General features: G+C 68.1%; 17 protein-coding genes and 1 pseudogene. 13 read left to right on the forward strand and 5 right to left on the reverse strand.

The window, feature by feature from the left end; genetic code table 11:
* Nucleotides 1-288: 288 nt before the first annotated feature.
* On the forward strand, nucleotides 289-1428 hold the full coding sequence (locus ABZ910_RS25815) for an NADH:flavin oxidoreductase/NADH oxidase (protein WP_361369262.1): 1140 nt from the start codon (nucleotides 289-291) through the stop codon (nucleotides 1426-1428).
* A 251-nt stretch (nucleotides 1429-1679) separates the two neighbouring features.
* On the opposite strand, the pseudogene ABZ910_RS25820 reads toward ABZ910_RS25815, so the two are convergent.
* Nucleotides 1680-1790: pseudogene (locus tag ABZ910_RS25820) on the reverse strand (transcriptional regulator); the annotation flags it as partial.
* Between the two features lie 135 nt (nucleotides 1791-1925).
* Here ABZ910_RS25820 and ABZ910_RS25825 point away from each other — a divergent pair.
* Entirely contained in the window at nucleotides 1926-2351 is a 426-nt protein-coding gene (locus ABZ910_RS25825) for an HIT family protein (RefSeq protein WP_361369263.1), read from the forward strand.
* Here the strand turns inward: ABZ910_RS25825 and ABZ910_RS25830 are convergent.
* Nucleotides 2326-2778, reverse strand: a complete 453-nt coding sequence (locus ABZ910_RS25830; RefSeq protein ID WP_361369265.1) for a hypothetical protein — start codon at nucleotides 2776-2778, stop codon at nucleotides 2326-2328. The genes ABZ910_RS25825 and ABZ910_RS25830 overlap by 26 nt on opposite strands.
* Before the next feature lie 325 nt (nucleotides 2779-3103).
* On the reverse strand, nucleotides 3104-3496 hold the full coding sequence (locus ABZ910_RS25835; RefSeq protein WP_361369267.1) for a hypothetical protein: 393 nt from the start codon (nucleotides 3494-3496) through the stop codon (nucleotides 3104-3106).
* Nucleotides 3497-3851: 355 nt separating this feature from the next.
* On the opposite strand from ABZ910_RS25835, the gene ABZ910_RS25840 reads away from it, so the two are divergent.
* The 6 genes from ABZ910_RS25840 to ABZ910_RS25865 all read left to right on the forward strand — a co-directional run bounded on the left by ABZ910_RS25840 (nucleotide 3852) and on the right by ABZ910_RS25865 (nucleotide 13543).
* On the forward strand, nucleotides 3852-5972 hold the full coding sequence (locus tag ABZ910_RS25840; RefSeq protein WP_361369269.1) for a SpoIIE family protein phosphatase: 2121 nt from the start codon (nucleotides 3852-3854) through the stop codon (nucleotides 5970-5972).
* A 163-nt stretch (nucleotides 5973-6135) separates the two neighbouring features.
* Nucleotides 6136-7575 (forward strand): PLP-dependent aminotransferase family protein, encoded by a 1440-nt coding sequence (locus ABZ910_RS25845; protein ID WP_361369271.1) that lies wholly within the window; start codon nucleotides 6136-6138, stop codon nucleotides 7573-7575.
* A gap of 1248 nt (nucleotides 7576-8823) precedes the next feature.
* Nucleotides 8824-11307, forward strand: a complete 2484-nt coding sequence (locus tag ABZ910_RS25850) for a SpoIIE family protein phosphatase (protein ID WP_361369273.1) — start codon at nucleotides 8824-8826, stop codon at nucleotides 11305-11307.
* Between the two features lie 144 nt (nucleotides 11308-11451).
* Nucleotides 11452-11778, forward strand: coding sequence for an MFS transporter (locus ABZ910_RS25855; protein WP_361369274.1), 327 nt, complete (start codon nucleotides 11452-11454; stop codon nucleotides 11776-11778).
* Nucleotides 11779-12066: 288 nt separating this feature from the next.
* Complete coding sequence (locus ABZ910_RS25860) at nucleotides 12067-12477, forward strand: transposase (RefSeq protein WP_361369276.1); 411 nt, start codon at nucleotides 12067-12069, stop codon at nucleotides 12475-12477.
* Nucleotides 12478-12664: 187 nt separating this feature from the next.
* On the forward strand, nucleotides 12665-13543 hold the full coding sequence (locus tag ABZ910_RS25865) for a GNAT family N-acetyltransferase (protein ID WP_361369278.1): 879 nt from the start codon (nucleotides 12665-12667) through the stop codon (nucleotides 13541-13543).
* A gap of 152 nt (nucleotides 13544-13695) precedes the next feature.
* On the opposite strand, the gene ABZ910_RS25870 is transcribed toward ABZ910_RS25865, so the two are convergent.
* The gene (locus tag ABZ910_RS25870) at nucleotides 13696-14046 is read right to left on the reverse strand and encodes a GNAT family N-acetyltransferase (protein WP_361369280.1); all 351 of its coding nucleotides are present in this window, start codon (nucleotides 14044-14046) and stop codon (nucleotides 13696-13698) included.
* 183 nt (nucleotides 14047-14229) lie between these two features.
* Between ABZ910_RS25870 and ABZ910_RS25875 the strand changes: the two genes are divergently transcribed.
* Nucleotides 14230-14598, forward strand: coding sequence for a GNAT family N-acetyltransferase (locus ABZ910_RS25875; RefSeq protein WP_361369282.1), 369 nt, complete (start codon nucleotides 14230-14232; stop codon nucleotides 14596-14598).
* A gap of 198 nt (nucleotides 14599-14796) precedes the next feature.
* On the opposite strand, the gene ABZ910_RS25880 is transcribed toward ABZ910_RS25875, so the two are convergent.
* Nucleotides 14797-16041, reverse strand: a complete 1245-nt coding sequence (locus tag ABZ910_RS25880; protein ID WP_361369284.1) for an RNA-guided endonuclease TnpB family protein — start codon at nucleotides 16039-16041, stop codon at nucleotides 14797-14799.
* Nucleotides 16042-16069: 28 nt separating this feature from the next.
* Between ABZ910_RS25880 and tnpA the strand changes: the two genes are divergently transcribed.
* From tnpA to ABZ910_RS25900, 4 genes are all read left to right on the forward strand, one after another.
* Nucleotides 16070-16486 (forward strand): IS200/IS605 family transposase, encoded by a 417-nt coding sequence (gene tnpA / locus ABZ910_RS25885; protein WP_361369365.1) that lies wholly within the window; start codon nucleotides 16070-16072, stop codon nucleotides 16484-16486.
* 433 nt (nucleotides 16487-16919) lie between these two features.
* On the forward strand, nucleotides 16920-17846 hold the full coding sequence (locus ABZ910_RS25890; RefSeq protein WP_361369285.1) for an NADP-dependent oxidoreductase: 927 nt from the start codon (nucleotides 16920-16922) through the stop codon (nucleotides 17844-17846).
* Nucleotides 17847-18223: 377 nt separating this feature from the next.
* Nucleotides 18224-18919 (forward strand): TetR/AcrR family transcriptional regulator, encoded by a 696-nt coding sequence (locus ABZ910_RS25895; RefSeq protein WP_361369287.1) that lies wholly within the window; start codon nucleotides 18224-18226, stop codon nucleotides 18917-18919.
* Nucleotides 18920-19364: 445 nt separating this feature from the next.
* Nucleotides 19365-21122, forward strand: a complete 1758-nt coding sequence (locus ABZ910_RS25900; RefSeq protein WP_361369289.1) for an AfsR/SARP family transcriptional regulator — start codon at nucleotides 19365-19367, stop codon at nucleotides 21120-21122.
* The last annotated feature ends 123 nt before the right edge of the window (nucleotides 21123-21245 follow it).

Here is a 21245-nt window from a genome sequence, read left to right on the forward strand (position 1 = left end):
AAGTGCTCGGTGGACCCGGGCCTCCGCTCGCAGGGAGACAGCGCCGTGGCCGTTCTCGACACCCTGATACCGCGGTTCCACCTGGCCACGCCGGTCGACGACCTTGCCGCCGCGCGATGCTTCTAGGTACTGGGCTTGGAGAAGGGCCGCATTGCGTACATGTGGGTGGACTGGATCTGCACGGCCACCGGCGTGCATGTCTCCGGTTCGTGAACGGACCGGACATGCTGGTGGCCCTTCCCGGCCAGCCCCGTCTCTCGCCTCTCCCCACGAGGATAAGGACCCCCTATGAGCCTGCTGTTCACTCCCCTCAGACTGCGGTCGCTGACCATCCCCAACCGTGTGTGGATGTCCCCGATGTGTATGTACTCGGCGGCCGACGAAGGCCCTGAGACCGGCGTACCGACGGACTTCCACCTCACCCACTTGGCCGGCCGGGCGGCCGGCGGTGCAGGCTTGGTGATGGCCGAGGCCACCGCAGTGCGCCCCGACGGGCGGATCACCCCGTGGGACCTGGGCCTGTACAACGACCGCCAGCAGGAGGCGTTCGCCCGCATCACTCAGGCGATCAAGTCGTACGGAGCCGTCCCGGGCATCCAAATCGCGCACGCGGGGCGCAAAGCCTCGGTCGACAAGCCGTGGCTCAGTGACCGTTGCATCGAGCCCACCGAAGGCGGCTGGCAGCCCATCGCCCCCAGCCCCGAGCCGTTCCAGGGGCTGGCCGCCCCGCGTGAGATGACCGTGGACGAGATCCAGGAGGTGGTGAACGACTTCCAGCAGGCCGCCCGGCGCGCTCTCGCCGCCGGTTTCCAGGTGGTCGAGATCCACGGTGCGCACGGCTATCTGATCCACGAATTCCTCTCTCCCGCCTCCAACCACCGCACCGACGAGTACGGCGGCAGTTTCGAGAACCGCACGCGCTTCGCACTGCAGGTGGTGGACGCGGTCCGCGAGGTGTGGCCGGACGACCTGCCGGTGTTCTTCCGCATCTCGGCCACCGACTGGCTGAGCGAGAACCCCGAGGATGCGCGTGAGGGCTGGACGGGGGAGGACACCGTCCGCCTGGCCAAGGAACTGCAGGACCGTGGCGTGGACCTGCTGGACGTGTCCACCGGCGGCGTCGTACGCGACGCGACGATCCCTGCGGGCCTTAGCTACCAGGTGCCCTTCGCCGCTCAGGTCCGCGATCAGACCGGCATGCCCACTGCTGCCGTCGGACTGATCCTGGATCCTGAGCAGGCCGAGGAGATCCTCGTCTCTGGTTGGGCGGACGCGGTCATGCTCGGACGCCAGTTGCTGCGCGAGCCTTACTGGGCCTACCGCGCCGCTGCAGAACTCGGCGACAAGCCGCGCTGGCCCGAGCAATACGGCTACGCCGTGGTGCGCCCAAGCAAGGACGCGCGCAGGGACGAGAGTGACCGCGACTGAGCAGCAAGCACCGCAGCCGGCTCCGACCGCCAGGACCGGCCGGCCGTCGCTCTGTCACCCGACGTCGCCAGTGCTGTCTCCGCGCCGGGCGACGGCCACTCGTCCGACTGAAAATGGAAGAACCCAATGGGGGCCATCGCGGCAGGAGGGTTTCCGATGTACCCGAGGACCGCGTTTCAGGCTCTGATCATCGGTGGGTCGGTCGGAGTCCTCGCAACAGCCCACGATTTGCGCGTGATTGGGGCCGAAGTCGCCAACTGTCGGTGCCAGGAACGGATGTGAGACTCGAAACCGCGCAGCTGGGCGAGTAGACGGTCATACGCCTCGGGATGGGCCGTCGCCTTGGCCCAGGCTCGAAGCTCTGGGCCAAGGGCTCGTACAGCTCCCGGACGGCGCCTTGGTGCTGACCACTGGGATAGTTGATGAAGACCCCACCCATGGCACGGTCTTATCAGAAGATGCCGCGCAACACGTGACGAGGAGCGAGAGAAAACCTGATGGAGACCTGCGCCTTCTGCGACATCGTCGCAGACTTCAGTCGTGCGCGCGTCGTCCACGAGGACGACCAGACGGTCGCCTTCTTCCCACTGACGCCGGCCACCTGGGGGCACACACTCGTCATACCGAGGGCCCATGCTGCTGACCTTTGGGAGATGGACGCCACCGAAGTGCAGTACCTGATGCGTGCAGTGCTGGAGGTCGGCAGGACACTGCGCGCGGTCCTTGAACCCGCTGGTATGAACGTCATCCACTCGGTGGGACGAGCCGCTTCGCAGACTGTGTTCCATGCGCATGTGCATCTGGTCCCGCGCGAGGCCGGGGACGCCGTGGGCGACATCTGGCCGCCGCGGGAGCTGCCCCAGGACGAGGCAGCACTCGACGGACTGGCCCGTCGGATCAGAGCCAGAGGGCAAGGAGCATGAGGTCCGCCGCCCCTAGTGCTCCGTAGAAGAAGATAAGAGTCTGCGACAGGACCGCGGCGCGCATCGGGGTTTCCGCAAGATACGGGCCCACGTTCATGGACATGGCCTCGACCGTGCTGCCCGGTCGGCGTACGGCGTCGTAGAGCCGTCGGAAGAGCCGCTCCTGTCGCAGAAAGTACCCGTCGAGGAACCAGAAGCCGATCAGCGGCACTATCCCGGCTCCCGCCACCTGCCCGCTCTTCTGGTTGGCCGACAGCGCGAGGAAGCCGGCGGCCAGGGTGAGCGTCCAGCCCTTGATGAGGAACGAGTTGGTGCCGAAGCGCGTTATGACCGCCTGGATGAACTCAAGGTGCTTGATCTGGCCGGCGTCCATATGCGGCACGCCCGGAGCGGCACTCGCTTCAGGCTCGTCGTTCAATGCGGTCACGCGCTAAGTCCCCTATCTCAAGCGACTGTTCGGAAATACCTACAACGCACGACGGCGTCCGCGGCCCCGCACGGGCAGCGGTGGGCTAGCTGCGACGGCCGTAGTGTAGGCCGTTGATGGGACGCTGGCCATGAACCGTTTCCCCTCCTGCGGGAGTGCAGGCGTGGTTCAACGAAGGGTCTTCCGACGTGATCCCGGAACTCGTGATCGGTATGAGTACACGACCGGGGCCCTCAACGCAGCGGAGGGTGGGCCATCGACCCAGCCTGACGGCTTCCTGTCCCGCACGCGCCTGGAATGAGCAGGCCCGGAGGGCGAAGGCTCGTCAATCGCCGGAACGCCGATGGCCATATCGGGCGCCCCTCCGTACGACCGTCCAGAACACATCCATCCGCTCCGCCTCAGACAACTGGCGGCCCAGCTGCTCCTCCACATAGCCGACCGCGTCCGCCGCCCACATCGCCGGAAACACGTGTCGGCCGACCTGCGCATCGAAGGACCTGAACGCCTGGGTGCGCACCACGTGCCAGGCCAGGGCGTCCAGCACGACCGCCTCCTGTACCTCCTCCAGTGGCGCCCGCCCCTCACGCAAGGCGCGCAGAACCGGTGCGGAAGGGCCGTCGACGTGGCGGTCCAGACAGGCCTCCAACGCCACGCACCGCTCACCCTCGGCGAGTGGATCGGTGTTGAAGTGCCGGGCCACCGCCGCCCGCCGCACGGGAGTGCCGGTGCTCCGCGCCGTCGCGTCGCCGCCCGAGGACGTGCCCGTCCTCGGCGAAAGCCCGCAGCCAGTACTGCGGCACCAGGTGGTGCTCCTTGGCCATGTTCGCACCCATCCCCACCCGGGTCGGACGGCTTGATCGACAGCCAGCCGATCACGACAGGGGGTCGGCGGGGTTGCCTGGGACGAGGGGCCCGGTGGCATCGTGATATTTGGCCCATCCGGGTATTGGTACTCGATCTGCCGGATCCGATCGGGCCAGGGAGGATGGAAGGCGCCCCTTTTCGTGGTCCGGGACTGCTGCCTACACGGGGACCGCGGACTGCGGGCGGATGAAGGAAGTGGTCCTGAGATGGATGCCGCCGGTATGCGCAGGTCGGCGCCGGCACCCGGTTCCGCGACTGCCCCGTCGCTGCCGGGCGGGCTGCTGAACCTGCTGGGTGTCGCGGCGGTGGTGCTCGACAGTGACGGCCGGATCAGACTGTGGAGCCCCCAGGCGCGGGACCTGTTCGGATGGAGTGCCGAGGAGGCGCTCGGTCGGTATGCGGCGCGGCTACTGATCGCCGAGGAACACTTCGAGCTTGCCCTGGAGCTGTTCACCGAGGTCATGGACAGCGGCAAGAGCTGGGCCGGAGTGTTTCCGGCCCGGCACAAGGACGGCTCCACACGGCTGGTGGAGTTCCGCAACATGCGGCTGCGGGGCCGGGACGGAGCGTGGTACGCGCTCGGTATCGCCGCGGACGAGGTGGTCGTGCGCGAGGTGGAGCGCGACCTGGCTCTGTCCTCCCGGCTGGTCGCGCAGTCCCCGATCGGCCTGGCGGTCTTCGGTACCGACCTGCGTTACGTTCTGGTCAATCCGGCCCTCGAGCGCATCAACGGCGTCCCAGCCCGCCGGCATCTGGGACACACGGTGACCGAAGTGCTACCGCACGTTGACACCGACCTGGTGCAAACCGCGATGCGGAGCGTACTGGCGACCGGCACGCCGCTCCTTGACCAGTTCGGCACCGGGCGCACCCCGGCCGACCCCGACCGCGACCACGCATGGCTCGCATCGTTCTACCGGCTCGAGGACCCCGGAGGGCGAGTGATCGGGGTCGCGGTGTCGGTCGTGGACGTCACCGAGCAGCACCACGCCGACCAGGAAGTCGCCCGGGCCCGCAGACGCCTCGCCGTCGTCGCCCATGCCACCGCGCGGATCGGCACCACCCTCGATCTGGAGCAGACCGCCCGTGAACTGGCCGACACAGTGGTACCCGACCTCGCCGACCTCGCCGCCGTCGACCTACTCGACAGCGTCCTGCCCACCCGCACCCACGCCCCCACCGAAAACGGGCCGGCCCGATTCCGCGCCCTCGCCGTCAAAGCCGCCTACCCCACCGACGCCCTTGAAGCGGCCGACCCGATCGGAGAAGTCAGCCGCTACGAAGCGGACCGGCTCGTCACCCGCTGCGTGACCAGTGGCCAACCCGTACACATCCCGCACCTACGCGCCGACCACCTGCACCGCATCGCCCGCGACGACGCGGCCGCCGCCGTCCTCGCCCGATCCGGCGCCCACTCCTACCTCGCCCTCCCCTTGACCGCGCGCGGTGAAGTACTGGGCGCACTCGACCTCATCCGCGCCCGCAACCCCCGGCCGTTCGACGCCGACGACCTACTGCTCGCCGAGGAGTTGGCATCCCGCGCAGCCGTCTGCATCGACAACGCCCGCTGGTACCAGGCCCAGCTCCATGCCGCGACGGCCCTCCAGCGTCACCTGCTGCCCCAGCCGCCCCCCAACCCGCCCGGCATCAAGATCGCCTGCCGCTATCAGCCCGCGGCGGTCACCGGCCACGTGGGCGGCGATTGGTACGACGTCATCCCGCTGCGGGACCAGGCCACCACCGTCCTGGTCGTCGGAGACGTCATGGGCCATGGCATCAACGCTGCCGCCACCATGGGACAGCTGCGCACCACCGCCCGCGCCCTGGTCCGCCTGGGCCTCGATCCCGCCGACATCCTGCGCCAGCTCGACGAACTCATCGGCGAACTGGACGACACCATCGCCACCTGCGCCATCGCGATCTGCCGTACGGGCGCACCGTGCCGCATCGCCCTGGCCGGCCACCTCCCACCGGTGCTCCACCCCGAGAGTGGCCCGCCCACCCTGCTCGACCTGCCGCCCGGCGCACCCCTGGGCGCCGCTGCCACCGTCCCCTTCACCACCACCCAAGTGCCCCTGGCGGCCGCCGCCAGGCTCATCCTCTATACCGACGGCCTCATAGAGGGCCGCGACCACGGCCTCGGCACCGGACTCGAAGCCATCCTGGACGAACTGACCGGTCCGCGACTGCCGATCGAAACGACCTGCGACCACCTCCTTGTGACGCTCACTCCTCGCGACGGCCACGATGACATCACACTCCTGATCGCCGAATCCCAGAACGATCCTTGCCGCGAAGAGGGTCTGCCGGAAGTCACGACATCCTGAAGCGACTTGATTTCATGGCGAGCAGTCTTCCAGCGCCGTCCGTCGGCGGTGTGCGGATTTATTCATATTTCCCGGCTCCGCAGCAGCGGTTCGGTCGCCCTGGCGCCTGTCGTTATGCCCGAAACGCTACGTTTTAGGTGGTATGGGAGTATGGTCGATCTACATGGCAGATTCCCGGGCCAATTCCGCGGCCGGTCCGCCTTCCGCGTTCGGCGCCGACCTTCATCTGGAGCTGCGCGGACCCGGGCTGCGCGCAGGGCTCACGGACGCCTTGAGGGAGGCCGTGCGCACGGGGCGTCTGGCGCCCGGCAGTCGGCTGCCGGCCTCCCGCTCACTCGCCGCGGATCTCGGCGTCTCGCGTAACACCGTGGTCGAGTCCTACGCGGAGCTGGTCGCCGAGGGCTGGCTCATCGCTCAGCAGGGCTCCGGGACCCGGGTGGCCACCCGTCTCGAGCCGCACAGGGCCGCGCCCGCCGCTCCTCGCGCGAGGCCGGACGAGCACCGTCCCAGGTACGGCCTGTGGACGGGTGCACCGGACCTTGCGAACTTTCCGCGCACGCAGTGGCTCACCGCGGCCCGCCGGGCTCTGACCGCCGCGCCGTACGACGCCTTCGGCTACGGCGACGCCCACGGCCGAACGGAGCTGCGCACCGCACTCGCGGACTACCTGGCGCGGGCCCGCGGGGTGTACGCCGAGCCGGAGCGGATCGTCATCTGTTCCGGTTTCCACCACGGCCTGACGTTGATGGCGCAGGCGCTCAGGGCGCGGCGGGTGCGAGGGGTGGCCGTCGAGGCCTACGGACTCGACCTGTATCGCGACCTGCTGGCGAACGCCGGTCTGCACACCCCGCCCCTCTACGTCGACGACCATGGCGCACGCATCGACGACTTCGCGCGACTGCGCGAAGTGGGGGCGGTGCTGATGACCCCGGCCCACCAGTACCCGACGGGGGTCGCGCTTCACCCGGACCGGCGCACGGCTGCCGTCGAGTGGGCATGTGTCACTGGCGGCCTGATCCTGGAGGACGACTATGACGGGGAGTTTCGATACGACCGTCAGCCGGTGGGGGCCCTGCAGGGCCTCGATCCGGAGCGGGTGGTGTATTTCGGTTCCGTGAGCAAGTCCCTGGCGCCGGGGGTACGGCTCGGATGGATGGTGCTGCCGGAGGAACTCATCCCGGAGATCGTGACGGCCAAAGGGCACGGCGACTACGAGACGAGCGCCCTGGAGCAGCTGACGCTGGCGGAATTCATCGCCTCGGGTGCGTACGACCGTCATGTGCGCTCGATGCGGCTGCGCTACCGGCGTCGCCGCGATCAGCTGGTCGAGGCCCTGCGTCAGGGGGCTCCCGGGATTCGTGTGACCGGGATGGCTGCAGGGCTGCAGACGGTCCTCGAACTCCCGCGTGGAACCGAAAGCTCGGTGGTCCAGGCCGCGGCCCGGCGAGGTCTGGCGATCAGGGGGTTGACGCAGTTCCGCTACGAAGTGGCGGACTGCGGATGGCAGTGGCCTGAACGGGACGCCTTGGTGGTCAACTACGCGGCGCCCTCGGACAGCGCGTGGGCAGGTGCACTGGACGCGCTGTGCAAGGTGCTGCCCTAGAACGGGTTCCGAGGGCGCCCGCACTCCGTCGGTGACGACCTTCATCAGCCCGGTAGAAGACACCGATGTTCACAGGGGGTGGGCGCTGTTGCAGTCATGACCGGACCCATGCGCGCGTCCGCCCCGCACGTGTGGACCATTTTCTGAGCAAAAGGCCGGGCCACTTCGCGTCGAACGGCCAGGCAGGCCCCTGGGCACCGTCTGTCAGACCGTGTGCACCGCGAAGCCGGAGCGCCACGTCGCAGGCGTCACGCTCGGGAGCGGGTCAGTCTCCGAGCTCCGTAGATCGCGCTCTTGCCTTGTCCGCAGAATTGGTCTGGGAATCTGTCATAGGAATGGACCGTACTCCGATGCCACTGGGTGCCTAGCGTTGCACGCATGAGCACGAACGAAGCACGCGGAAGCCCCCAGCCGCCTCCCCGAACACACGCACCGTCCGGACTGGGGCGAAGCTCGCCCCGGTGGCTTCGGGCCATGATCCGCCTGGACACGGCACCGGGATGGTCTACCCGTGGCTCACAGGCGCCTTCCCCGGGTGCAGCATCGTTCCCTACGTGGGGGCCCAAAAGGCGGGGACGGGTCTTGGGCGCCTGGTGTGGGGCTGGGGCCTGCGGTCTCCTTCCCGTCGATCGGCTACGCGGCGATCGTGCCCGCTCCCTCCTGCAGCCCGCGTCCGTCTTTGTCGCCGGGGCCGACGGCATGACGGTCATTCATGCCGACGGCCGGGTTTTGCATGGCTCATGCCCGCTGTGTGCGCCTGGTGCCGTACGTCATCGGGCCGGCCGTCGCGCTGGTGATCGCTTTTCTGGGGGTCACGCAGCGGAGGCTCGATCAACCCGCCTGCCGGTTCGGTCGTGCGGCATTCGCCGGCAGACCACTGATCTGTGGATCTATCTGGTCGCGCCGATCCTGGGAGCGGCCCTCGGGGCCTGGCCGCACCACCTTCTGAGCCGTCGCCAACTGACACGTGAGGTGCGGGTGAGAGCAAGCGGGGAGTCACTGAACGGCCGTGTTGCTGCCGTCGGCGTCAGCGGACGGTCCGTTGGCCGCACCCCGGCCCGACAGACGTCCCGCCGAAGCAGGTCTGACGGGCCGAGACCACCGGCGCAGCCACCGTCGGGGCGGTGTGAAACGGCTGTGGCCTGCCGTGCCTGGTAGCTCGATCACTCCTGCCCTGGACCTATCCATCCACCAGACAACCGAGCGGTTGGGGGACCGCGTCGCCGGGGGACATAGAAGGGAAGAGCAATGGGCAGTTCCGCAGAGACAGCAGTCTCCGAAGCTCAGACGGCCGTCGAGACAGTGTGCCCAGCGATAGCTCTCCTCGACGCGCAGGGGACCGTGGTCGGATGGTCGCAGGCCGCTCAGCGGCTCGTGGGCTACTCGGCCGCGGAGGTGGTGGGGCGGTCCGCTGATGTCCTGTTGGTGGCCGCTGACGACCGGGCAAAGGCTTCACAAGCCGCACAAGAGAGCACCCTCCGGGGCCGTTGGTCCCACCTCGCGCAGGTACGCCACCGCGACGGCCGCAGCATCGACGTGCACCTGTGCGTGTCATCGCTGTCCGGGCAGGACGGCCGGGACTGGTGGGTGGTCTGCGCGACCGACAAGGCATTGCTTCCCGCGTGGCCGGCCCAGGCCACAGTGGCGGAGCCGCTCCTCGCTACGCGGCCGATGCCGAGCCGCCTGCCGATCGGTGTCGTCATATGGGACACGCACCTGCGCTGCGTCCGCGTGAACGACACCCAGGGCTCCTGGGACGGCATCCCTCTCGCTCAACTGCTGGACCGCAGGCCGACGGAGGCGGCGCCCGGGACGGGGGCCGAAACGCTGGAAGCAGTGATGCACCAGGTGCTGGAGAGCGGGGACCCGGCGATGGACGTGGACTGCCATGCCTTCCTGCCGGCGCATGCGCGAAGCAACCGCACATTGACAGCGTCCTTCGTCCGCCTCGACGACGCGCAGGGTCGCGCGCTGGGCGTGTGCACGGTGAGCGTGGACGTCACCGACTGCCGACGGGTGCGAGAGCGTCTGGCGATCCTCGGCGAGGCCAGCAGGCGCATCGGCACCACTTTGGACGTCATGCAGACCGCGCAGGAACTGGCCGCTCTCGCCGTGCCGTTCCTCGCGGACTACGCCACTGTCGACCTGGCGGAGTCCGTCCCACTCGGCGAGGAGCCCTTGGCTTGTCCCGGCCCGCAAGACGGACACATCCCCGTCTTCCGCCGTGCGGGCCTGGCTTCGATCCACCCGGGAACGCCGGAGTCCCTGTTCGCTCGCGGAGAGCCGGTCTTCCTCCCGCCCACTTCGCCCTTCACCGGTGTCCTGCGCTCCGGGAAATCCCACTTCGAGCCGATGCTGGACACATCCGCGGGCACGTGGCTGGACCACCACGGCGCGGCGTGGGCGGAGAAGATCCGCGAGCACGCCATGCACTCGTTGATGGTCCTCCCGATCCACGCCCGGGGCGCAGCGCTGGGCGTGGCGGTCTTCGCGCGGACGAAGGACCCCAGGCCGTTCGAGGAGGACGACCTGGTCCTGGCCGAGGAACTCGTCAGCTGGGCAGCGCTGGCCCTGGACAACGCCCGCCAACACGCGCGCGAACACTCCGCGGCTCTCGCCCTGCAGCGCCTGCTGCACCCCCACCGCCCCACGGGCGGCTCCGCCGCGGATGTGGCCTGGCGCTACCTGCCGGCCGACGGCCACCACCGCATCGGCGGTGACTGGTTCGACGTGATCCAACTCCCCAGCGCCCGCGTCGCCCTGGTCGTCGGCGACGTGGTCGGACACGGCATCAACGCGGCGGCGACGATAGGCCAACTCCGCACCGCCATGCACACCCTCGCGGACATGGACATGCCTCCCGACGAAGTACTGTCCCGCCTCGACGAGCAGGTCGTCCGCCTCACCGAGGCGGAAGACCCCCGGCACCCGGCCACCACCTCGATGGCCGCCACGTGCCTGTACGCCGTCTACGACCCGGTCACCCGGTACTGCACCATGGCGCGGGCCGGCCACCGCCCGCCCGCGGTCATCGACCCGTACGGCCACGTCACCTTCCCCGAGCTGCCTCCCGGAGCACCGCTCGGCCTCGGACTGGTCCCCTTCGAGTCCGTGACTTCGGAACTCGCCGAAGGAAGCGTGCTCGCCCTCTACACCGACGGTCTGATCGAGGCCCGCGACCAGGACATCAGCGCCGGCATGAACCGTTTGCGCGCGGCCCTCGCACGGCCCGACCTCACACTGGACGATCTCTGCTCTTCCACAGTGGACACACTGCGGGCCGAGCCGCCGAGCGACGATGTCACTCTGCTTCTCGCACGGACCCGCTCGCTGAGCGCAGACCAGGTTGCCTCTTGGCAGTTCCCCAGTGACCCCGCCGTCGTCAGCCGTGCCCGGACTCTCGCTGCCCGGCAGCTGACCCAGTGGGGACTGGAGCACCTGGTCGAGTCCACAGAGTTGATCGTCAGTGAACTGTTCACCAACGCCATCATCCACAGCGACGGCAACAGCGACCGCATGATCGGCCTACGCCTCATCCGGCACGACATGCTGACCTGTGAAGTCTCCGACGCCAGCCAATGCCACCCGCTTGTGCAACACCCCCGCACCACCGACGAACACGGCCGCGGCCTCTTCCTCGTCACTCAACTGTCCCGCCGGTGGGGAACCCGCCGCATCCCGGGCGGCAAACTCATCTGGGTTGATCAGCAACTGCCGGCCGGGGTGCCCTGACCGTGCCGACGATCCCTCAGTTGCGCGTCCGCCCTGCCTCGCCCCGGATTGGAGTTGTCCGTGTCTACACAGTCAACTCAGCATCCGCTCGGCCCTCCAGAAGCAACGGTCAGTGGTCGGCTCGACCGACTTCCGATCACTTCCGTGCACCGCCGCGCGACAGTAGCCGTCGGACTCGGCTTCTTCTTCGACCTCTTCGAAGTTTTCCTGGCCGGCGTGCTGGCAGTCGTGCTCGTTCAGCGGTTCCACGTCACCAAGGACTCGCTCACTGTCCTGCTGTCCTCCGCCTACATCGGAGCTTTCCTCGGGGCGATCCTGGTGTCCCGACTGGGCGACCGTTACGGACGGAGTTCCGCCTTCCTGTTCACCCTTGGGGTTTACTCCGTCTTCTCGTTCCTGGGCGCCTTCAGCATCTCACTGTACTTGTTCCGCTGCTCCGTGACCGTGGCCCGTCGGCCGTGTTCGGCGTGATCGTCGCCGCCATGGTGGTGGTCATCGCCGACGTCACGGTCCTGGGGCCGAACACCACCGGGCTCTCCTTGGAGGCGCTCGCCGCCGTGTGCGATTACGTGGGACCTGAGCGTCGACTCGACGGTATGCCGTGCCCATCAGCATGCGGCCGGGGCCCGGAAGCGGGGTGACCTGCAGAAGGAGTCACCGGGTGGTGTCTTCACCGAGCCTGGTGATCACGGGCTGGGGCGTTCGCGCGGTGGGTTCACCACCAAGCTGCGCCTGGCCGTCGAGCAGGGGCAGAAGCCCATGTCGATCGTGGTGACGGGTCGGGCAGCGTGGAGACTCGCCGCAATTCGAACCGCTACTGGAGAAGGTTGGTGTGCCCCGCATCGGGCCGGGCCGGCCACGTGTCCGCCCCGATCGCGCGCGGGCCGACAAGAGGCGTACGCCTCCCGCAGAAACCGCGCCTACCTGCGCCGACGTGGCATTCGCTGCACCATCCCGGACAAGGCCGACCAGGCCCGCAACCGCGAGAGACTCGGCGCTCGCGGCGGCCGGCCGCCCAAATTCGACGCCGAGGACTACAAGGCTCGGCACGCGGTCGAATGTGGCATCAGTCGCCTCAAAAGGCATCGCGCCGTGGCCGCGAGATACGACAAGCTCGCGGTCCGCTATGAGGCGACCGTCCTCGTCGCGGCCATCAACGAGTGGCTGTGACCACACACGCGCACCGCCTTTTCGTCAACCCGTTGCCCAGGAGCCAATCGGCCAGCTAGGTTCACCCAGCCGCCTGCATTGGTGCAGGCCGGCGCTGTCGACGAGGAGGTGTGGAGCACATGCGCAGGAGTGCCCAGGAGTTGAGTTCGCGTACTGCCCTTTGCCACCTCCTCACGACGGAGACACCTTGTCCCTTCGCATCACCCCACTGACCGACCCCGCTCACGGGCCGCACGGCCAGCGTCGTGCCTGGTTGGCGTCGGACGCGGATTCCATCCCTGCCGGGACGGCCTTTCTGCGACTGTTCGATGGCGGACAAGAGCACTTGGCCGAGCTCGACCTCCGTGTTCATCCCACGGAGCGCCGCAAGGGCGTCGGCTCCCGGCTCCTCAACACCGCCGTGGCCACCACCCGGGACAACGCCCGACGCTGCGTTGTCGCGCAGGCAGAAGCCGGATCGCCCGGCGACCACTTCCTGGCAGCGCGCGGTTTCCGGAAGGTCCTCACCTTGAGGTTCACCCGCTTGCCACTGGCTGACGTGGATACCGCCGTCCTCGCCGAGATCATCGAGCGTCCGCATCCCGGCTACCGGCTGATGTCATGGCAGGGAACCGTCCCCGACGACCTCGCCCAGACGTTCGCCGCCTCACGCCGCGCCATGGACGACATGCCCATGGACGACACCGACTACGGCACCGTGACCTGGGACGTGGACCGCGTGCGGGCCGCGGCGAAGGCCGTCGAACAGCGAGGCGACCACCTGCACACCGTCGTCGCCATCGACGCCTCCAATGGCTCGCTCGCCGGGTTCACCGAACTCGTCATCCCCGGCAACGGCGCAGGTGACGGCCAGCACTACGGCACCGGTGTGCTGCCCGAGCACCGTGGACACGGCCTTGGCCGATGGATGAAGGCCGAGTCGATCCGACAGGCCCGTAGGGACTATCCGGATCTCGGTGGCCTCCTGACCGACACCGCCGACAGCAACACGCACATGAGACAGATCAACGACGGTCTCGGCTACACACCCACGCACACGACACACCAGCATCAGCTCGATCTTTAGCAGAGAACGGACGGGCCGGACCGGGGCATCACCCCGCCCGGCCTGTCCGTGCTTTCGATACACCTAGGAAGCAGCGTGGAGGGCAGTTCCGTCGACGCGTCGAAGTGACGATGGGCTCAGGCTCGATGGCAACGTGCAGGTCGTCTGTAGCGTCAGCCCCCGCTGGTCGTGTCCCGCGCGGTGCGAGTGGTGATGAAGGCCGAGCGGCTGATGTCGACGGCGTCGTTCCACTCGGGGTGGTCTTGGACGTAGTCGGCGACAAAACCGCAGTAGATGCCAACCTTGGCCGGACTTTGAGTCAGGTCTTCCAGGGCGTAGCGCGCCAGGGCAGACGCGATGCCCCGATGCCGCTGGTCTGGGTCCACATAAGAGTGGGTGAGCGTGGCACGTCCGCCGATGGTCTCGTATGCCAGGGTACCGACGACCTGGTCATCGATCAGTGCCTCGTAGAGGCGGGCGGTTTCGTCCTTGCGCACCTCAACGGCGGCCGGTGATGGCTCCATGTTCTCTTCTCGCCTCGTTGGTCTTCGGTCGGTGGTCCCGAGCAGTCCTCGCCAGGGGCGCGTGAACGGACCATCGAGTCCAATTTATACATGACTTTGCGAGCAGCGAAACGTCATACTGGACTTGAAGGTCCGAAGCGGGGCCGTCTGGTCGGCGTGACGACACGTTGGAGGGGTAAGGCGATGAGCAGCGAAGAGCAAGTGCCGGTAACCGAGCAACTGATCGACAACATCGACCAAGGCCGCTTTGAGCTCTGCCGTGACGACGACCTGGTCGGCTGGCTCTACTACACCCACCTCAAGCCCAACCGGTACGCCCTTCGGCACACTGAGGTCGAGACGAGTCATCAGCACCAGGGCGCTGGGGCTGCGCTGGTGCGGCGAGTGTTCGACGAGATCCGCGCCCGCGGGGGCACGATCACCGCGATCTGCCCCTTTGTGGTCGACTACCTCTCGCGCACGACCGCTTATGCCGATCTGGTCGACGCCCGATACCCGGGCTACTCCGATCGTGCTGCTGCCGAGTCGGCGCGAGCGGCGGCTGGTGGCTGAGACTACCGGGCCGCAATCAGGAGTCCTCTCGGAGGAGCCTCATCGCGGCCTCACGACGTGATGCCTCGAGCTCCTGGTGGCGGAGTGCATCAGGGAGACGTGAGCTCATCGGCGTTGGCCAGCCTCGTGCCGAATCACCCTGGCCTGCGGCTGGGGCGCCGCCCGTAGCGTCACGACATGGTTGACGTGCTCCCTGGCTTAAAGTCCAGGGATTCCGGCCCGAGTCGGCTGACTCTTCCGGGGGCTTCCTGCTTCAACGCGCTGTGCGGGCACGTGTGCCCGTCTTACCGGCGCTCCACGGGCGTTTAGCGTCTCCACCCGTCCGGCGGCGACGATGCGGCGTCCTTCGAAGAGGACGTTACGTGCTGCGTTGTGGTCGCGGTCGTGCATGGCGCCGCACGTCCCGCACGTCCACTCGCGGACGTGCAGGGGCTTGGGTCCGTCGCGGAATCCGCAGGCCGAGCAGACCTGGGAGGACGGGAAAGCCCGGTCCACTTTGGCGAAGGTGCGGCCGTGCTTGATGGCCTTGTACTCCAGCATGTCGACGAATGCGGACCATCCCGCGTCGTGCACGGACTTGGCGAGCCGGGTGCGGCCGAGACCGGACACCGCGAGGTCTTCCACATACACCGCTTGGTTGTCGCGGATGATCTGCGTGGAAGCCTTGTGGTGGAAGTCCCGGCGCCGGTCCGCCACCCTGGCGTGCTGGCGTGCGACCTTGATGCGGACCTTGGCCCGGTTCTTCGACCCCTTCTGCTTGCCGGACAGCTCCCGCTGAAGGCGCTTGAGTTTCTTCTCGGCCCGACGTAGGAAGCGGGGGCTGTCGATCTTCCGGCCGTCGGACAGGACGGCGAACGCGGACAGGCCGAGATCGATCCCGGCTTCCGTCTCCACTTCGGGGAGGATGTCCGGTGCGGTGTCGACGACGAAGCTGAGAAAGTACCGGCCCGAACTGTCCTTGGTGACGGTCAGGGAGGTGGGCGCGGCCGGAAGCCGGCGGGACCACTTGACCTTGAGGTTGCCGACCTTGGCCACGTACACCGTGCCGTTGCCCTGGACGGAGAAGGCGTTGGTGTTGAGGCGGATCGACTGCCGGGTGTCCTTCTTCGACTTGTACCGGGGAGCGCCGACCTTCCTGCCCTGCCGCTTGCCCGCCAGGCTGTCGAAGAAGTTCTTGTAGGCGGTGTCCAGGTCTCGCAGGGACTGCTGCAGGACGACCGCCGACACGTCCGCGAGCCAGGCGCGTTCCTCGGTGCGCTTGGCCTGGGTGATGCGAAGCCGCGACAACTCCGCCGACTTCACATACGGCAGCCCCGCCGCGTGCGCTTCCTTCCGGTCACGCAGGCAGTCGTTCCACACCACCCGCGCGCACCCGAACGCCCGCGCCAGCGCACCGCGCTGGGAGGCATCCGGGTAGGGCCGAAAGTTGTAGCGGAGCTGCATAACCACCACCCTATCCACGATCAGTCTCATAAATGATCAGAACAACTGCAGGCGGGGCAGACACGTCGTTTCGGTGATGCATGCGCATTTGGTCTTCGTGACACAGTACCGACGTGGAGTCTTCGACGACGAGATGCTGACACGCTGCGAAGAGATCATGCGCAAGGTCTGCGAGGACTTCGAGGCGGAGCTGAAGGAGTTCAACGGCGAACGCGATCACGTCCACCTTCTGGTCAACTACCCGCCCAAGGTTGCCGTCTCCAAGCTGGTCAACAGCCTCAAGGGGGTCTCCGCCCGCCGGATACGGCAGGAGTTCACCGGCCGGATCAACCGCGCCGTCATGCACGGGCACCTGTGGTCGCCCTCGTATTTCCCCGCATCGTGCGGCGGAGCGCCATTGGCGATCGTCCGTCAGTACATCGAACAGCAACAACACCCGCTCTGAAGTGCAAGTCAGAACAGTCTTGAGATGCAATCATCCCCGGCGTGAACGCCGGGGCCTTCTGCAAGAGTCCCGGTAAGAAGCGGAGTCCACCCGACGCCAACCTCCGGCCGAGTGCGCGAGTTGGCTCCGACTGCACCAACTGGATGCCGTACTGAAGCCCACCGCCTCAACCGGTGATCGCGACTTGGAGAGCCATCGCGCAAGGGATTGGTGCCTCTGGGCTAACGCGGCCGGACACGAGGGCGGATGCGGCCCAGGCGAAGGGATCGATGAGAGGAAAGACCGACGAAGGCAGTGGTGGGGGAGACCGTCGTGGCCCAGGCCGCGAGCGAGGCGGTAGTCAGCATCGAGGGAAATGTCTACTTCCCGCCGGACTCAGTTGCGGCCGGCGCGCTCCGCGACAAACTTCGGAAAGCCAGATAGAGGAAAAGTCATGCAAGCCATCACCGCCCCAGACCGCGACGCCGGCGTCAGCGGGCTGACCCTGACCGACCTGCCGTATCCCCATGCCGCCGAGAACGACGTCATCGTGCGGGTGCATGCCGCAGGATTCACCCGTGGAGAGCTCGACTGGCCCGGAACGTGGTCCGATCGCGCCGGCCGCGACCGTACTCCGAGCGTGCCCGGGCACGAGGTCTCGGGTGTCGTGGCGGAGCTCGGATACGGAACCACCGGCCTCACAGTCGGCCAGCGGGTCTTCGGACTGACCGACTGGGCCCGCAACGGCTCGCTGGCCGAGTACGTCGCCGTGGAGGCCCGCAACCTCGCCCCGCTTCCCGCGGATGTCGATCACACGGTGGCGGCCGCGCTGCCGATCTCCGGACTGACCGCCTGGCAGGGCCTGTTCGACCACGCGCGGATCATGACCGGCCAGACCGTCCTGATCCACGGCGCCGCGGGTGGCGTCGGCTCGATCGCGGTGCAGCTCGCGCTGGAGGCGGGAGCCCGCGTGATCGGCACCGGTCGGTCCGCCGACCGGGACGCCATCCTCATTCTGGGCGCGCATACGTTCCTGGACCTCGAGGCCGGCCAGCTGGAGGACGCCGGCGAGGTCGACGTGGTATTCGACGTGATCGGCGGTGACATCCTCGACCGATCGGCCGCGCTCGTGCGTGCCGGTGGCACGCTCGTCACGATCGCCCAGCCGCCCACCGTCCGGCCCAAGGACGGGCGGGCGCTGTTCTTCGTCGTGGAACCCGACCGCGCGCGTCTCGCGGACCTGGCGCAGCGGGTCCGGGACGGGCGGCTCGACGTGAGGGTCGGCGCGGTCCGCCCGCTGACCGAGGCAGCCGCCGCCTTCGCCCCTGAGCGGCGCGTCACCGGCAGGACGATCATCCGGGTCGCCGAAGATCCCCAGTGATCACGGAGGGTCGCGACTCCGTGATCACCAGGTAGATGTTCAGCGGTTCCGACAGCGCCCCGGCGCACTCTCTGTTCGACAGAGGAGATCAGGTCCGAGCTCTGTTCGGCCCAGATCACCTTGCCCGAGGCGGTAGGAGCGCCTGGCCGGCGAGGGGGGAGGGACCGTTCTGTTCCTCGGGGGCGGTGGCGCCGGAGACATGGATTGTCCCTGGTAGTGGCCGATCCGGGCCCGAGCGCACTCGGTCGAGTGCGCGCTTCCGGCAGGCCGGCGCCGCTTCGGGAGGTCCGGGACGATGGCTTCGGATCGGATGGGCCGCGCGCCGGAGGGCGGGATATCAAGAAAGGACCTTGAGGTCCTTTCTGGATCCTGCTAACGTGCGCAGCGGTAATCTGGACAATGTGGCGGAACAGGCGCGCGGCAAAAACGACTCCCGGCTGACTGAGCGCGGGCGGGTGACTCGAGAGCGCATTTTGAGGGCCGCCGCCGACATGATGTACGTCAAGGGCGTGTCTTCCACGACCCTCGACGACGTCAGGGCGGCCAGCGGAACGAGCAAATCCCAGCTCTACCGCCACTACCCCGACAAGGATGCACTGGTGCGGGACGTTGTCGCGTTGCAGGCTGCAGAATTGCTCGAACGTCAGCACCAGCTACTGAAGCGGCTCAACTCCCTCCGCGGGCTGGAGCGCTGGCGGGACGCACTGATCGAACACAACGCGCTCCGAAACGGAGCGTACGGCTGCCCGCTCGGCTCCCTTGCAAGCGAGCTGGCCGATCAGGACGAAGAGGCGCGCGAGGCGATCGCCCGGCACTTCGGCACCTGGGAGGGGCTGCTCAATGCCGGGCTCGAGCGGATGAAGGACTCTGGAGTCCTCCGTGCCGACGCGGACGCCGGAGAGCTCGCCACCGGCCTCATGGCCGCCCTTCAAGGCGGCTACCTCCTTGCGCAGACGGCCCAGGACGTCAAACCCATGAGGATCGCCCTAGACATGGCGATCGGCCACGTCGAGGCCTATGCCGTGCTCGCCGAGGACGTCAATCCGCCGGAGGGTGGCGCAGGAGGGCGCTAAGCCGTCTGGGGCGAGGCGGCGCCGAGAAGTCCCGGTGCGAGGTCACAGCCGGTTGCGTCGCGGTCTCCGTCCAGGGGACTGGACTTTTCACCGCCCTCCCCGGTGGACGGAGGCGGCCCGGCGGAGGACGTGACGGCAGGAGGGCGCGTTCGTCCGCACGCTCTGTGTCCGCACGTGGTCCCAACCGCCGGCCAAAAGGGGCGCCCCCCTGCGTAAAAGGTAGGTCTCCTCCAACAAGAGGGGACTATTTAGTCCTGAAAATTGGCCGATCTGCGGTACGTTTAGGGAGAGCGGTCCCCTACGGACAGCCAGGCAGCCAAGCCTCACAAGGATCTCCAGGGCGGTAGGCACCATGCATGCAGGCGTCCAGTTCTCAGTACTCGGCCCAGTCCGGCTACACAGACAGGGGGTCGAGGCTGGAGCCGGTCAGCCGAGGCAGTGTGCCGTGCTCGCTGCGCTGTTGCTCAGGGCGGGCAAGCCTGTAAGCCTCTCGAAACTGGTGGAGGACGTGTGGGGCGACGACGCCCCACCGTCGGCCGTAGGCTCCGTGCGCACGTACGTCTACAGGCTCAGGCAGGCACTGGGAGAGCAGAGTGACAGCTCCGTGAGCCTGGTCGACGGGGGCTACCTGCTGCACATCCAACCGGACGCTCTGGACCTGAACAGGTTCAAGGAGACGACGGCGAGGGCGAGGGAGGCCCGCAGCACCGGCGACCTGGCGTCCGCGGCGAGCCTGCTGACGGAGGGCCTCGAGATGTGGAAGGGAGTGGCCCTCGCCGGGGTCCCGGGGCCGTTCGCGGGCCAGCAGCGCAGCGTCCTCAGCGAGCTGCGTCTCGCCTGCGCGGAGGGGCAGCTCGCCTGCGAAGTGGAGAGAGGGCGCTACACCGAGGCCGCCGCAGAACTGTCCGCCCTGCTTGTCGAGCACCCGCTTCGAGAGCGCATATGCGGCCTCCTCATGACTGCGCTCTACGGTGCTGGGCGGCAGTCCGAGGCCCTGACGATCTACCACGCGACCAGTCACCTGCTGCGTCAACGCCTCGGCGTCAACCCGTCGCCGGAACTGCAGCAAGTCCACGAGCGCATCCTCTCCGGGCGATTCCAGCTCCCGCAAAGCGCCGACCGCTCGAAGAGCGCGCCACAGACGCCCCCGCCTCACGCCCCGGCTCAGCTCCCAGCCGCCCTGCCGAGCCTCGTCGGCCGCGAGAGAGAGCAGGAGCAGGTCGAGCGCTTGGTCGCCGATGCAGAGGCATCTTCCTCTGTGGCCATCTGCACGGTCGGCGGACTGGCCGGCGTCGGCAAGACAGCTTTCGCCACCACCGTCGCCCACCGTCTGGCTGACCGCTTCCCGGACGGCCAGCTCTTTGCAGACCTGCAGGGAGCCGGACCGGAGGCGGAGCCGCGGGACCCCGCGCACGTGCTTGAGGACTTCCTGCAGTCCTTGGGGGTCCGCCTCGAGGAGATGCCCGAGACCGCGCAGGCGCGGGGGCTCATGTTCCGCGGCTTGCTGGCCAACCGCCGAGTGCTCGTCGTCCTCGACAACGCATGGAACACGGACCAGCTAAGGCATCTCCTCCCCGGAGGCCGCGGCTCCATGGCCCTCGTCACCAGCCGCATGCAACTGCACGCGCTCGTCGCTGACTATCAGGCACTTCCCCTGACACTCATGCCCCTGAGCCGGACGGACGCTCGCAGCCTCCTCGCGCGCCGACTCGGCGCAGCTAGGACAGCAGCTGAACCAGAGGCCGTCGACCGCATCATCCGGCTGGCCGGGCAGCTCCCCTTGGCCCTGGCCAACGTCGCCGCCCGCGCGGCCTATCGACCGCAGCTGCGCCTGGCGAGCCTGGCCGACGAGTACGAGGCGCCGGAGCGCAGCACCCTGGATGCCTTCGCGAGCGACGAGGACCAGGCGCTCGACGTCCGCGAGTCCATCACCCGCTCGTACCGCCTCCTCGACACGGAAACAGCCGCGCTCTTCCGCGACCTGAGCGCCTGCCCAGACCCCATGTTCGCGGCCTCGCAGGTCGCGGACCTGGCCGGACGCCCCGAGTGCCGGGTCCGCCAGGTCTTGTCGCGCCTCACCCGAGCGCACCTCGTCTCGGAGATCGGCCCGGGTCGGTACAGCTGGAACCGGCTTGTGGCCGCGTACGCGGTGGAGCAGGCGGGGCAGGGGTTCGTCGACCAGGGCAAGCCGGCCCGTTGGTAGGGCGAGCAGGGGCCGGCATCCATGTGATGCCGGGTGCCCATCAAGGCAGGTGCGGTAGAGGACGCCGTGGTAGCGCGTGTACAGCCATGGGGCGTGAACGTACTGCGGGAGGCGGAGTGCGAC

The organism is Streptomyces sp. NPDC046805, from assembly GCF_040645355.1.
Classification (GTDB): domain Bacteria; phylum Actinomycetota; class Actinomycetes; order Streptomycetales; family Streptomycetaceae; genus Streptomyces.

Bases quoted from the DNA above. Each gene is read 5' to 3' on its own strand.
- ABZ910_RS25825 (WP_361369263.1), top strand. From the start codon at position 1,926: ATGGAGACCTGCGCCTTCTGCGACATCGTCGCAGACTTCAGTCGTGCG.
- ABZ910_RS25870 (WP_361369280.1), bottom strand. From the start codon at position 14,046: ATGGAGCCATCACCGGCCGCCGTTGAGGTGCGCAAGGACGAAACCGCC.
- ABZ910_RS25840 (WP_361369269.1), top strand. From the start codon at position 3,852: ATGGATGCCGCCGGTATGCGCAGGTCGGCGCCGGCACCCGGTTCCGCG.
- ABZ910_RS25875 (WP_361369282.1), top strand. From the start codon at position 14,230: ATGAGCAGCGAAGAGCAAGTGCCGGTAACCGAGCAACTGATCGACAAC.
- ABZ910_RS25815 (WP_361369262.1), top strand. From the start codon at position 289: ATGAGCCTGCTGTTCACTCCCCTCAGACTGCGGTCGCTGACCATCCCC.
- ABZ910_RS25850 (WP_361369273.1), top strand. From the start codon at position 8,824: ATGGGCAGTTCCGCAGAGACAGCAGTCTCCGAAGCTCAGACGGCCGTC.
- ABZ910_RS25890 (WP_361369285.1), top strand. From the start codon at position 16,920: ATGCAAGCCATCACCGCCCCAGACCGCGACGCCGGCGTCAGCGGGCTG.
- ABZ910_RS25845 (WP_361369271.1), top strand. From the start codon at position 6,136: ATGGCAGATTCCCGGGCCAATTCCGCGGCCGGTCCGCCTTCCGCGTTC.
- ABZ910_RS25860 (WP_361369276.1), top strand. From the start codon at position 12,067: ATGTCGATCGTGGTGACGGGTCGGGCAGCGTGGAGACTCGCCGCAATT.
- ABZ910_RS25880 (WP_361369284.1), bottom strand. From the start codon at position 16,041: ATGCAGCTCCGCTACAACTTTCGGCCCTACCCGGATGCCTCCCAGCGC.